This window comes from Methylophilus sp. 14, from assembly GCF_015354345.1.
Classification (GTDB): Bacteria; Pseudomonadota; Gammaproteobacteria; order Burkholderiales; family Methylophilaceae; genus Methylophilus.
The window spans coordinates 1-12,698 of record NZ_JADKYS010000008.1; the positions used below are offsets into that span (position 1 = coordinate 1).

The window sequence follows — 12,698 nt, forward strand, 5'->3', positions numbered from 1 at the left end:
ATCAACTCGCTCCCGCAGAGTTTGAACGGCGGTATTTCGAGAGGCTCGAAAATATCTAGGCTAGCCGGGTCGATTCAAAGTTGTAGGGTCTTTTTATAAGTTAATTTATGATTTGGCCGAAAACGAATTAAAACAAACTCAATTCATTATTATAGATAACGAGTATGTTCCACCAAAATCTACTTTGTCAGTACCAATGAATGTAAGGCATATGATGAACGGAAGTGATGAGAATCCTCCGTTAATACCATATTTGTTTAGTGCTGTAGCTGATAATACCGACTGGGCTGATTTCTCCTAGTTTTTTCACGTTTTGTTGCCTTGTAAAAGCACTATGGTTCGTTAGATATTATTTAGTTTATTACTGTAGTCTCAGCAGATTAATGTCTATTTCATATTCGTGAAACCCCAGTCGTCCTCCTCACATATGCATCCACGTAATCTGCACCAAACTGGTTATGACTTCTCTGTGCTGATGCAAACACATCCAACACTCTCGCAATACGTCCGCCCAAATGCGTATGGCGATGCCTCAATAGACTTTGCTAATCCGCAAGCCGTCAAAGCCCTTAATCAGGCTTTGCTCAAGCAATACTACGGCGTGGCGGTATGGGATATTCCAAAGAATTACTTATGCCCGCCTATCCCTGGGCGGGCGGATTATGTGCATTACCTGGCGGATTTATTGGCTGAGAGCGGCATCACTCAACAAGTGCGCCTGCTGGACATTGGCACGGGTGCGAATCTGGTTTATCCGCTGATTGCTTCGCATGCTTATGGCTGGCAATGCGTGGGTGTGGATATTGATGCAAAAGCCTTGCGCAATGCGCAGCAGATCATTGAGGCGAATGGGTTGCAGCAGCAGATTAGTGTGCGTCAGCAGCCTAACCCCAGCTTAATTTTTAAAGGCATGATTTTGCCGGCCGAGCAATTTACCGTCACTTTATGTAACCCACCTTTTCATGCATCCGCTGAAGAAGCGTTGGCGGGTACGCAGCGCAAATGGCGTGGCTTGGGTAAAAAGCCACCGCAAGCGCTGAATTTTGGCGGGCAGTCTAATGAATTGTTCTGCGAGGGCGGTGAGGCGGCATTTTTAACCACGATGATTAACGAGAGTCGATTATTTGCCAAGCAGTGTGTGTGGTTTACCACGCTGGTTTCCAAGGCGAGTAATTTGCCGCTGGTCTATCGCCAGTTAAAGAAGGTGCAGGCGGTGACGGTGAAAACGGTGGAGATGGCGCAAGGGCAGAAGCAGAGCCGTTTTGTGGCGTGGACGTTTCAGGCGGCTTTGCCTGATTCTGCGCATAAAAGGGCCTGATGCGCCGTTAATTGGATTGCTGATATAAGTGATGCTGCTGTATGTAGAGCAGCACCTGTGGCGGTATTTCAGCGATTGTGGCCTGGTGGTTGTGGGCGAGTTGCTCGCGGATGCGGGTGGACGAAATGTCTGGCGGCGTGACGGGTAAAAAGCTGATGAGGCCGTTGGCTTGCTGCGCAAACGCAGTCGGTGCCGTGGAGATGTCGATTAACTTGCCTTCATGTTCTGCATGCAGCAATAAAGTTTTGTCACGGTCTGCCCGGTGTACAACCAGCAGGTGGCAATAGTCTAATAGCTCCAGCCAGCGGCGCCAGGTCGGCAGTTTCTGGTAGCTGTCTTGCCCCATCATTAAGCATAGCGCCTGGTCTGGGAAACGCTGGCGTAGCAGGTGCAGGGTTTCTATGCTGTATGAGGTGCCCTGGCGTTCTAACTCGCAGGTGTCTAGCACCAACTTCGGGTGATCTTGTATCGCCAGTTGTACCATCGCAGCACGGTGTTGTTCAGTGACGGCGGGGGTTTCTTTATGCGGCGGCACAGCCGCGGGGATAACGCGGATTTGCGTGCAGTGCAGGGTGTTGAGCACCGTTTGTGCGAGCACCAAATGCCCGTTGTGGATGGGGTTGAAGGTGCCGCCAAAGATACCTATGATTTCCATTCTGGCTTTAATAATTTTTTCGGCGGATCGCGGTGTTGCGCGGTGCTCGCAAACTCGCTGTACTAGCTAGTACTATCTCGTTTTCTGCGCTCCGTGCGCCTTGCGCTGCATCCGAAATGATCATTAAAGATTTATTAGGCGCGAACGTGGCCGTCGCCTAACACCACATATTTCAACGAAGTTAATCCCTCTAAACCGACCGGGCCGCGTGCATGCAATTTGTCGGTAGAAATACCGATTTCTGCGCCAAAGCCGTATTCAAAACCATCGGCGAAACGTGTAGAGGCGTTGACCATGACGCTGCTGGAATCGACCTCACGTAGAAACTGGCGTGCTTTGGTGTAGTTTTCGGTGACAATTGCCTCGGTGTGCTGGCTGGAGTGCTGGTTGATGTGCTCAATCGCTTCATCGACGCCGCTCACCACTTTGCAGGAGATAATCGCTGCCAGGTATTCGGTGTAGTAATCTTCTTCTGTCGCGGCAATCGCTTGAGGTACCAAAGCACGTGTTTCGTCGCAACCGCGGATTTCTATGCCTTTGCTGGTTAGCATTTCGGCCAGTTTAGGCAGGGCGGTGTTGGCGATGCTACGTGCAACCAGTAACGATTCGGCGGTGTTGCAGGTGCCCAGGCGTTGTGTTTTGGAATTTTCCAGGATACGCAGGGCTTTGTCCAAATCGGCTTCGTCATCCACATACACATGGCAGTTGCCATCCAGGTGTTTGATGACTGGAATACGCGCGTCGTTGCTGATGCGCTCAATCAGGCCTTTGCCACCGCGTGGCACGATGACATCGACATATTGCTTCATAGTAATGAGTTCACCCACGGCAGCGCGGTCTGTGGTCTCGACTACTAGCACGGCGGCTTGTGGCAAGCCCGCTTGTTGCAGGCCTTGATGCACGAGCTTGGCCAGCGCCTGGTTGCAATGAATGGCCTCAGAGCCACCACGCAAAATACAGGCGTTGCCAGATTTAATGCACAAGCCAGCGGCATCGACGGTCACATTCGGCCGTGCTTCGTAAATAATGCCGATGACACCCAGTGGCACACGCATCTGGCCAATCTGGATGCCGGAAGGGCGGTATTTGAAGTTGCTCATTTCGCCAATTGGGTCTGGCAGGCTGGCGATTTGCTCCAAGCCTTCTGCCATCGTCGCCACAGACTTTTCGCTCAAGGCGAGGCGGTCTAGCATGGCGGCTTCCATACCGTTGGCTTTGGCGGCATCCAGGTCTTGCTGGTTGGCGGCCAGCAGCGCTTTTTCGTGTTGACGAATCAAGGCGGCGATATTGCGCAGCGCCTGATTTTTGGTATTGGTGTCAGCTTTTGCCATCAAACGGGAGGCGGCGCGTGCCTGCTCACCAAGTTGTTTCATGTAGTGTTGAATGTCCATAACCATCATTCTATCTTAAAATCTTAACGAGACCTTGCGGCAGTTCTGTTGGATTTGTTGGCTGCCATGCGGGCAATGCCGCTGCATAAGCGCGAAAGCTCCAGCCAGGCATCACCATCGCCCACGCCTTTTGCCATGCGGTCTATGTCAGACAATTTCTGCAAAGCAGCTTCGATATGTTTTTGCGGCAAAAATTCCAGTGCGCGTTTGACTAATTGCTGGCGGTCACCAAATAACCTGGCCTGGCTCATGGCGGCCTGCACCGCCTGGCCGTTTTGCATGGCGAGCCGCACCTGCAATAAAGGGCGGAACAACCACACCAGCGGGTTCATCACCGCCACCGCCGTTTCGCCTTCTTCACGCAGGCCTTCAATAATACGCATAACACGGCTGGGGTCGCCTTGCAGCATGGCTTCGCCCAGTTGTGAGACATCAAAACGCGCCACATTGAGCACACATTGGCGGATGGCTTCTTCGGAAAGCTGGCCCGGCGGATACAGTAATCCTAGCTTCTGGATTTCCTGGTGCGCGGCGAGTAAGTTACCTTCTACCTGTTCGGCAATAAAACGGCGTGCGGCTTCATCGGCGGTTTGTTGCTGCATGCCGAGGCGTTGCGCAATCCACTCTGGTAGTTGCGCCAGCGGCACCTGGTTAAGCACCAACAGCACGCCATGTTGTAACAGCGCTTCATACCAGGCGCTGCTGGTCATGTCGCGGTCAGGCGTGGGCAGGGTAATGATAATGGTGGTATCCGCAGCAGGCAGTTCGGCCAGTTGTTGCAAAGCCTTAGCGCCTTCTACGCCGGGTTTGCCGGTCGGGATGTTGATTTCGAGGATACGTTGCTCGGCAAACAGCGAGAAACTTTGCAGAAACTGGCTGACTTGCCCCCAATTAAAATAACGCTCTACGCTAAAGCTGGCACGCTCTTGTGCGCCATGCTGACGGGCCGCGGCACGAATCTGGTCGATGGCTTCAGTGATGGACAGTGGCTCGTCACCCGCTAACACAAACAAGTGCTGTTTGGGCGGCAGGTGTTGAGCCAGTTGCGCAGCCTGGATGCGCATGGTTATTGCGCTTTTTTCAAGGCTGACAGGCGGCGCAGGATGCCATTAAGCACATCGGTGCGCATGGTTTGGGTCAGGCGCTTTTCTTCTGCCAGTTTGGCCAGCAAGTTAGAGTCATTGTAAGTATAGTCGCGGCGGCTTTCCATGATCAGAGGTAGGCCCCATGTTGGCTCATCGCTGGCTTTGGTGCGGTATTGCACACGATAATAAAGCTCGTATTCCCGTACCACACCGGTGCCGCTCAAGGACAAAATGCGTTTTTCATTTTCTTCATGGATCAGCTCCACTTGCAGCTCAGCTTCTTCTGCCGTTTCTACCAACTGAATATTTTGCTCTTTTAGGCTCTTTTTAAGCGCAGACGTAATCTGGGTATTGCCTTGCAGTTGAATCGATTTAAATGACACAGGGTTAGGTTGCCTGAGCTGGAAGCCACAGGAGGATAACGCTGCGATCAGCAATAGCCAGCCACTATTTTGCCAAAAGCGCTTTGGCAGAAATGGTGTCAGGTGTGAAAGCAGCATGGTCATCCTTTCTTTAAGCAACCACAATGTTAATCAGTTTGTTAGGCACTACAATAATCTTTTTCACGCTGCCTTCGTTGAGGAATTTTTGCACAAAATCCTGATTAACGGCAGTGGCTTCAATTTGCTCTTTGGCCATGCTTTTAGGGATGCTGATGCTGCCGCGCAGTTTGCCGTTTACTTGCACGACGTATTCCACTTCGTCTTGCACCAGGGCGGCATTGGCTGGCTCAGGCCATTTCGCCGTGAGGATATCTGCACCCAGTTTCAGGCTTTGCCACATGACTTGTGTCACGTGTGGCGCAATCGGTGACAGCACGCGCAACAGGATGCTGTAGCCTTCAAACGCCACGGCTTGCCAGTCCTTCTCGGCTTCTTTTTGCACTTTTTCCAATGTGTTGAGCATCTTCATACAGGCAGAGGCCACGGTATTGAATTGCAGTTTGGCCAAGTCTACATTGGCTTGTTTCAACACTGTGTGGATTTCGCGTCTGTGGTTGGCAAGTTCGCCGGTCAGCTTGTTTGGCAAATCGGTTGGCTGGATTTGAGACAGTGCGTAACCAAAATTCCACACACGTTTCAAGAAACGGTGTGAACCTTCGACACCACTATCTGACCATTCCAGCGTTTGCTCCGGTGGTGCGGCAAACATCATAAAGAAGCGCGCGGTATCAGCGCCGTATTGCTCGATCAGCGATTGCGGATCAACACCGTTGCGCTTGGACTTGGACATGGTGCCTATGCCTTGATAATCAATGGCAGAGCCATCTTTAAGCAATTTGGCGCCAGTCACTTTACCGTTCGCGTCTTGTACCAGTTCGACTTCTTCTGGCGCGAAGTATTCAATGCCGCCTTTGGCCGTGCGACGCGAGAAGATATGGTTGAGCACCATGCCTTGCGTCAGCAAGTTGGCAAACGGCTCGTCATAGTTGACCAGGCCGAGGTCACGCATGACCTTGCTCCAGAAGCGTGAATACAGCAGGTGCAAAATGGCGTGCTCAATGCCACCGATGTATTGATCGACAGGCATCCAGTGGTTAGTTTGTGCATCTACCATGGCGTCAGGGCTAAAGCCGGAAGCATAGCGCGCGTAATACCAACTGGAATCAACAAATGTATCCATGGTGTCGGTTTCGCGCTTGGCTGGCTGGCCACATTTCGGGCAGGCACAGTTCAGGAAGTCTTCGCGTTTGTTGAGCGGATTGCCTGAGCCATCGGGTACGCAGTCTTCCGGCAATTTGACCGGTAACTGGTCGTCCGGCACTGGCACATCGCCACAGCTGTCGCAGTGGACGATGGGAATCGGGCAGCCCCAGTAGCGTTGGCGAGAAACACCCCAGTCACGCAGGCGCCAGTTGGTTTGCTTGCCACCAAGCTCTTTGTCGGCCAAATCAGCGGCTACGGCATCTACAGCCTGTGTATAGGTCAGGTCATTATATTTGCCTGAATGGATACATACGCCTTTGGCTTTGTCGCCATACCATTCTTGCCATGCACCCAGGTCAAAGCTTTGATCGACGACGCTAATCACTTGCTTGATCGGCAAGCTATATTTTTTAGCAAAGCCAAAGTCACGTTCGTCATGCGCGGGCACGGCCATCACGGCACCTTCTCCGTAGGTCATGAGCACGTAGTTACCCACCCACACTGGTACTTGTTCACCGGTGATTGGGTGCGCTACTGTCAGGCCAGTGTCCATGCCTTCTTTTTCCATGGTTGCCATATCGGCTTCCATGACTGAGCCTTGCTTGCATTTCTCAATAAATGCTTGCAGCGCAGGATTGTGTTGTGCGGCATGCGTAGCTAATGGATGCTCGGCAGCCACGGCACAGAAGGTGACGCCCATGATGGTGTCAGCACGTGTAGTGAACACCCACAGTTTGCCGTCATCAATCAGGTTGCCATCGTTATTTTTGATCTCATGCGTAAAGGCAAAACGTACGCCTACGCTCTTGCCTATCCAGTTGGCTTGCATGGTTTTCACACGCTCAGGCCAACCTGGTAATTTGTCCAGGTCATCCAGCAATTGCTGGGCGTAGCCGGTGATGTGCAGGTAGTAGCCAGGAATCTCACGCTTTTCAACCACTGCGCCAGTACGCCAGCCGCGGCCATCAATCACCTGTTCGTTAGCCAACACAGTTTGGTCGACCGGATCCCAGTTCACCACTTGGGTTTTTTTGTAGGCAATGCCTTTTTCCAGCATACGCAAAAACAGCCACTGGTTCCATTTATAGTAATCTGGTTGGCAGGTGGCCAGTTCGCGTTGCCAGTCAATGGCAAAGCCTAGTGATTTCAACTGCTTGCGCATGTAGGCAATGTTGTCATACGTCCATTGCGCAGGCGGCACATTATTTTGAATCGCAGCATTTTCAGCAGGCAGGCCAAACGCATCCCAGCCCATCGGTTGCAAGACGTTAAAGCCTTTCATATGGTGATAACGGCTTAATACGTCACCAATAGTGTAGTTACGTACATGCCCCATATGCAATTTTCCACTGGGGTAGGGGAACATGGACAAGCAGTAGTATTTGGGCTTGTCGCTCTCGGCCTTGGCCTGAAAGCTCAGGTTGGATTCCCAATGTTGTTGTGCCTGTTGTTCGACTTCTTTGAATGGATACTGCTGTTGCATGTGCGTGGCTTGAAAGTAACTAAATGAAGCGACAATTATACCCGAGAACTGATAGGCATGTTTTGCGTTGCGATGTGTTGCCAACGGCATTCAGGCGTCATCTTGGTTTATATCAGCCAATATCATTCAAAGTGGGTTGATATGAACCGATTGCCGTCTTCTCAAATACACTGGAAATGGCATTATTATTTATATAAATATAATTTATGTAGTTAAAACAGCGAGATAACTGTTATCGTCATCTTTCTGGTATCAATATTGCAGCACCACTCTCTGTTTTTTATAACAACAGAAACAGAAGAGGGTGTGACACATGAAGAGAAAGAGTTTATTGATGGCTACCGTGCTGGCGTTTAACCCAGCCATGGAGGTGTTTGCTGAAGAAGACAAAGAGCGGCAGGATGCGACACTGAATATTGCGCCCGTGGTGGTCAAAGGCATTTTGCCTGACCGTTTGGAGTCAGTGCCTGGTTCTTATTACCTGGTGGATGAAAAAGCGCTGGAGGAAAGGCGCCCGTTCTCCATTCAGGAAGCATTGAATAATGTGCCTGGCGTGCATGTGGTGGGTGAAAACAGTTTTGGCCTGGGGGTGAATATTGGCGTGCGTGGCTTAAACCCGCGTAGAACGGCGCGCACTTTGCTCATGGAGGATGGCATGCCCTTGTTTTTGGCACCCTATGGTGACCCGGCGGCGCATTACACAACGCCTTTGGAGCGTGTGCAGCGCATTGAGGTCGTCAAGGGCTCTGGCCAGATTTTATATGGCCCACAAACCGTGGGCGGCATGATTAATTTTGTCACACGTCCGGTGCCGACGGATGGCCAGGTGCATGGTAATGTCACGGCCACGCTGGGTAACAATGACTTTACCAGCCTCTATGGCAATATTGGCGCCGGTGACGAGCGTGGCGGCTTGATGATTGATGCCTTGCATAAAAAAGGCGACGGCATTCGTGATAACCATGATTTCGAGATTCAGGAATACACTGCCAAAGGGCAATTAAATCTGTCTGACCGCCACACCCTGATTGCCAAGGCCAGTTATTTCCGTGAGAGCTCTCATGTGTCTGAAACCGGCTTGGGCCTGGTCGAATACCATGAAGACAAATACCAGGCGCCGACTGGTAAAAATGATGTATTCGAGCATGAGCGCACGACGTTTCAATTACAGCATCTGTTTCAGATTAATGCACAGGCAAAGCTGAGTACGCAAGCTTATTATGCCAAGTCTGAGCGGGCTTCATTCCGGCAAATTAACGACCCGGGTGGTTTGGGTGGGCGCTCGGTGATGGACCGCTGTACCGGCTTGGGCGTCGCCACCGAAGCCAATGCCGAGTTGTGCGGCGGCCGCTGGCGTCCACGTGAGTACGAATATTGGGGCATAGAGCCGCGCCTGGATTTGCAACACAGTTTGTTTGGCGTAGAAAGCAATGCCGTGCTTGGATTCCGCTATCACCGTGAAGATATTCAGCGTAACCAGTTCCGTGGTGGGGATCCTCGTATCCAAAACCAGGGCTATGCAGAAGCTTTTGGCGATCACCGCGAGCAGATTCATACGGATGTAGAGGCCAAGTCCTACTATGCACAAAACACCTTTTATGTAGGCGACTGGACATTCACGCCCGGTTTGCGCATAGAGGACTTGCGTATCAGGACCGATATTTTGCGCGCAGAAGGTGCGGTGCAGAATAACCCGCAATCCAAAGATACCAACCATCAGAGCAAAGTATTGCCTGGCTTTGGCCTCACCTGGAACGGCATAGCAAGAACCACTTTGTTTGCCGGTGTCCACAAAGGCTTTGCGCCACCGCGTCCAGACCGTGATATTCATGCACCCGGTGGCGCCAATACTGCCGTGGTGGTCAATACCAAGCCCGAAGAAAGCACCAATTGGGAGTTGGGCGCGCGTTCCAACTACATCAAGGGCGTGACATTTGAAACCACTTTGTTCCATACGATTTTTGACGATATTGTGGTGGCTGGCCCGACTTCCGGCTCGTTTATCAATGGCGGGCAATCGCAGCAAAGCGGGGTGGAGTTGGCTGGTCGCATTAACTTTGGCCAGATCTATGACTCTTCGCACAATATTTATCTCGCCGGGTCTTATACCAACCTGTTTACGGCCAAGTTCAAAAAAACCAATGCAGCAGCAGATGTATTCAGTGGCGACCGCTTGCCGTATGCGCCTAAGCATCTGGCATCACTGAGCTTGGGGTATGAGCATCCTGTCGGCTTTGATGCACGCATAGGTGTCGATTATGTCAGTGAGCAGCAGGAAGACGTCTCTTACCGCGTTGGCCGCTCAGAGGAAGATGTACTATCTGGGCGCACTGGTCGTATTCCGTCTTATGCACTGCTCAATGCCAGCTTGAATTACCGACCTGTCGGCAGCCAAGTGTCGTATTTTGTGAGCGCTTACAATCTGGCCGATAAAGAGTACCTGACTAGCCGCGTGGATGGCATGGTGGTAGGTCGTCAGCGCCAGGTATTTGGCGGCATCCGTTACAACTTCTAACCGTCATTAGCACCCATAAAAAAGCCCGCATGATGCGGGCTTTTTTGCTTGAGCGCGGTTATTTCAATGCGCTAAAAATCTCTTCTTTAATCGTATTCAGTTCACCTAGGCCGTTGACCTTGACGTATTGTGGCGCGCCGCTAACGCCAGATTTGGCCCAGTCGGAGTAATAGCCGATCAGTTGCTCGGTCTGATCATGGTATACATGCAGACGTTTTTGCACGACTTCTTCCTTGTCGTCATCACGTTGTACCAGGTCTTCCCCGGTGACATCGTCCTTACCTTCGGTTTTAGGTGGATTGAATTTGACATGATAAGTACGGCCAGAAGCCGGGTGGCTACGGCGACCGCTCATGCGCTCAACGATAGCTGCATCCGGCACGTCGATTTCGACCACGTAATCAATGGCCACACCCGCGTTTTTCATGGCTTCGGCTTGTGGAATGGTGCGTGGAAAACCGTCGAAGAGGAAACCATTGGCGCAATCAGCATCTTTAATGCGCTCTTTGACCAGGCCGATAATCACTTCATCGGGTACCAAACCGCCTGCATCCATGAATTTTTTGGCTTCTAAGCCCAATTGAGTGCCTGCTTTGACTGCTGCGCGCAACATATCGCCAGTGGAAATTTGCGGAATATTGAATTTTTCTTTAATAAAGGTGGCTTGTGTCCCTTTACCGGCACCGGGGGCGCCCAGCAGAATCAAACGCATAACATGCTCCAAAAGTTTGGGTTTTAGTGAAAACAGGATTATATCAGGCTAAACTTTAAATCAGGTTAAGCCCGCGCGGCTTTGCGCAAGTTCGGCTTAAGCCTCATTGACTTGTGACTGGTCCGCCAGGTAGTTGCTGATGGCGACAAACTCGGCCACGCTCAGGTTTTCGGCACGTAGCTGTGAGTCGATATTCAATGCAGTAAAACCGTCATCATCCAGCAGGCCTTTAAGCGTATTACGCAAGGTTTTGCGGCGCTGGCCAAAGGCCGCCGTGACCACTTTGGCAAACAAGGCTTCATCGGTGGCCGGGTAAGGCAGGGTGGCATAAGGCACGCAGCGTACAAAAGCAGATTCGATTTTAGGCGCCGGGTCAAACGCCTCAGGCGGCACAGTGACCATATATTCCATCTGCAAGCGGTATTGCAGCATGACAGACAAGCGGCCATATTCTGAGTTTGAAGGGTCGGCGACCATGCGCTCAACCACTTCTTTTTGCAGCATAAAGTGCATGTCTATGATCTGCGCGGTGTTTTCCAGCAGCTTGAATAGGATAGGGCTGGAAATGTTATATGGCAGGTTGCCCACCACGCGGATGCGTTCGCCTATGGTCGCGAAATCAAACTTCAACACATCTGAATTGTGGATGGTGATTTTCTTGGGCGGATAAAACCCCTGCATCCACTGGATAATGTCGCGGTCGATTTCGACTACGTGCAAATGATTTAGGTGTTTGATCAAAGGCTGCGTCATCGCGCCCAGTCCTGGTCCGATTTCAACCATCAGGTCATCCGCTTGCGGATGGATGGCATTGATCAGGCTTTGGATAATCGCTTGGTCAATTAAAAAGTTTTGACCGAATTTTTTCTTGGCAATGTGTTTCATGTATTTGAATGGTTGCGTGTTTTGGACAGCGTAATGGCCAGTTGTATGGCACTGAGCATGCTGCCGAGATCGGCTTTGCCGCTACCGGCGATATCCAGCGCCGTGCCATGATCGACTGAGGTACGGATAATCGGCAAGCCCAAGGTGACATTGACGCCTTCGCCAAAACTGGCGTGCTTGAGCACGGCCAGGCCCTGGTCATGATACATGGCCAGAAACGCATCAGCCTGCGACAGGTTTTTTTGCGAAAACATGGTGTCGGCAGGCAAGGCACCGATGAGTTGCATGCCTTCGGCGCGTAAATTTTCCAGCACCGGGTTGATGGTGTTGATTTCTTCCATACCAAGATAGCCGTTCTCACCTGCATGCGGGTTGAGCCCGGCGACAAAGATACGTGGTTGCGGAATACCAAACTTGTGCACCAGGTCATGATGCAGAATACGGATGGTAGTGGTGAGACTGTCAGCCGTAATGGCCGCACTGACCTGCGTGAGCGGTAAGTGGGTAGTGGCCAGCGCAACGCGCATGCCGCCACCGACCAGCATCATGACAACCTGTTCAGTATTGGTTTTTTCTGCCAGATATTCGGTATGACCGGTAAATGCAATGCCCGCATCATTAATCACCCCTTTATGTACCGGCGCGGTGACCATGGCATCAAACTCGCCGGATTGGCAACCAGCCAACGCACGGTCCAGCATAGATAATACGGCTGCGCTGTTGGCTGCGTTGAGAGTACCAGCGACAACGGGAGCAGCGGTTGGCACGGGCAGCACATACAGGCTGCCGTCACCTGCATGCGGTGCGAGTCTATCTGTAAGTCGGTCTGTATAGGTGTGCAGTACTAATGGCGTGCCTAACTGAGCGGCTCGGGCTTGTAACGCTGCTGGGTCTGCTAATACCACTAGCGCTGCAGGCATGGCGGTGTGGGCCAGTTTGACGCAGATGTCCAGCCCGATCCCGGCGGGTTCGCCAGCGGTAATGGCAATGCGTGGCAAGTGGCTCATG

10 protein-coding genes are annotated in these 12,698 nt (G+C 51.7%); 2 read left to right on the top strand and 8 right to left on the bottom strand.

The window, feature by feature from the left end:
• The first annotated feature begins 427 nt into the window (after positions 1–427).
• Positions 428–1,318, top strand: coding sequence for a 23S rRNA (adenine(1618)-N(6))-methyltransferase RlmF (rlmF, locus tag INP78_RS13600; protein WP_228522908.1), 891 nt, complete (start codon positions 428–430; stop codon positions 1,316–1,318).
• A 7-nt stretch (positions 1,319–1,325) separates the two neighbouring features.
• Here the strand turns inward: rlmF and nadD are convergent, their stop codons facing one another.
• The 5 genes from nadD to leuS all read right to left on the bottom strand — a co-directional run bounded on the left by nadD (position 1,326) and on the right by leuS (position 7,578).
• A complete protein-coding gene (nadD, locus tag INP78_RS13605; protein WP_194742745.1) occupies positions 1,326–1,973 on the bottom strand; it encodes a nicotinate-nucleotide adenylyltransferase in 648 nt (215 codons plus the stop codon).
• A gap of 134 nt (positions 1,974–2,107) precedes the next feature.
• Positions 2,108–3,364 (bottom strand): glutamate-5-semialdehyde dehydrogenase, encoded by a 1,257-nt coding sequence (locus INP78_RS13610; RefSeq protein WP_194742746.1) that lies wholly within the window; start codon positions 3,362–3,364, stop codon positions 2,108–2,110.
• Between the two features lie 23 nt (positions 3,365–3,387).
• The gene (gene holA / locus INP78_RS13615) at positions 3,388–4,428 is read right to left on the bottom strand and encodes a DNA polymerase III subunit delta (protein ID WP_194742747.1); all 1,041 of its coding nucleotides are present in this window, start codon (positions 4,426–4,428) and stop codon (positions 3,388–3,390) included.
• Between the two features lie 2 nt (positions 4,429–4,430).
• Complete coding sequence (gene lptE, locus INP78_RS13620; RefSeq protein WP_194742748.1) at positions 4,431–4,949, bottom strand: LPS assembly lipoprotein LptE; 519 nt, start codon at positions 4,947–4,949, stop codon at positions 4,431–4,433.
• 13 nt (positions 4,950–4,962) lie between these two features.
• The gene (gene leuS / locus INP78_RS13625; RefSeq protein ID WP_194742749.1) at positions 4,963–7,578 is read right to left on the bottom strand and encodes a leucine--tRNA ligase; all 2,616 of its coding nucleotides are present in this window, start codon (positions 7,576–7,578) and stop codon (positions 4,963–4,965) included.
• Between the two features lie 313 nt (positions 7,579–7,891).
• Here leuS and INP78_RS13630 point away from each other — a divergent pair, with 313 nt between their 5' ends.
• The gene (locus INP78_RS13630) at positions 7,892–10,093 is read left to right on the top strand and encodes a TonB-dependent receptor (RefSeq protein ID WP_194742750.1); all 2,202 of its coding nucleotides are present in this window, start codon (positions 7,892–7,894) and stop codon (positions 10,091–10,093) included.
• A gap of 58 nt (positions 10,094–10,151) precedes the next feature.
• Here INP78_RS13630 and adk read toward each other — a convergent pair whose 3' ends face one another.
• From adk to pdxA, 3 genes are all read right to left on the bottom strand, one after another.
• Positions 10,152–10,805, bottom strand: a complete 654-nt coding sequence (adk, locus tag INP78_RS13635) for an adenylate kinase (protein ID WP_194742751.1) — start codon at positions 10,803–10,805, stop codon at positions 10,152–10,154.
• A 96-nt stretch (positions 10,806–10,901) separates the two neighbouring features.
• Positions 10,902–11,690 (bottom strand): 16S rRNA (adenine(1518)-N(6)/adenine(1519)-N(6))-dimethyltransferase RsmA, encoded by a 789-nt coding sequence (gene rsmA / locus INP78_RS13640; protein ID WP_194742752.1) that lies wholly within the window; start codon positions 11,688–11,690, stop codon positions 10,902–10,904.
• Positions 11,687–12,697, bottom strand: a complete 1,011-nt coding sequence (pdxA, locus tag INP78_RS13645; protein ID WP_194742753.1) for a 4-hydroxythreonine-4-phosphate dehydrogenase PdxA — start codon at positions 12,695–12,697, stop codon at positions 11,687–11,689. Before pdxA ends, rsmA begins: the two co-directional genes overlap by 4 nt.
• Between the last annotated feature and the right edge of the window lies 1 nt (position 12,698).

What these genes read in the sequence shown, in the direction of transcription:
- rlmF (WP_228522908.1), top strand. Translation starts at nt 428, where the DNA reads ATGCATCCACGTAATCTGCACCAAACTGGTTATGACTTCTCTGTGCTG.
- nadD (WP_194742745.1), bottom strand. Translation starts at nt 1,973, where the DNA reads ATGGAAATCATAGGTATCTTTGGCGGCACCTTCAACCCCATCCACAAC.
- INP78_RS13610 (WP_194742746.1), bottom strand. Translation starts at nt 3,364, where the DNA reads ATGGACATTCAACACTACATGAAACAACTTGGTGAGCAGGCACGCGCC.
- holA (WP_194742747.1), bottom strand. Translation starts at nt 4,428, where the DNA reads ATGCGCATCCAGGCTGCGCAACTGGCTCAACACCTGCCGCCCAAACAG.
- lptE (WP_194742748.1), bottom strand. Translation starts at nt 4,949, where the DNA reads ATGCTGCTTTCACACCTGACACCATTTCTGCCAAAGCGCTTTTGGCAA.
- leuS (WP_194742749.1), bottom strand. Translation starts at nt 7,578, where the DNA reads ATGCAACAGCAGTATCCATTCAAAGAAGTCGAACAACAGGCACAACAA.
- INP78_RS13630 (WP_194742750.1), top strand. Translation starts at nt 7,892, where the DNA reads ATGAAGAGAAAGAGTTTATTGATGGCTACCGTGCTGGCGTTTAACCCA.
- adk (WP_194742751.1), bottom strand. Translation starts at nt 10,805, where the DNA reads ATGCGTTTGATTCTGCTGGGCGCCCCCGGTGCCGGTAAAGGGACACAA.
- rsmA (WP_194742752.1), bottom strand. Translation starts at nt 11,690, where the DNA reads ATGAAACACATTGCCAAGAAAAAATTCGGTCAAAACTTTTTAATTGAC.
- pdxA (WP_194742753.1), bottom strand. Translation starts at nt 12,697, where the DNA reads ATGAGCCACTTGCCACGCATTGCCATTACCGCTGGCGAACCCGCCGGG.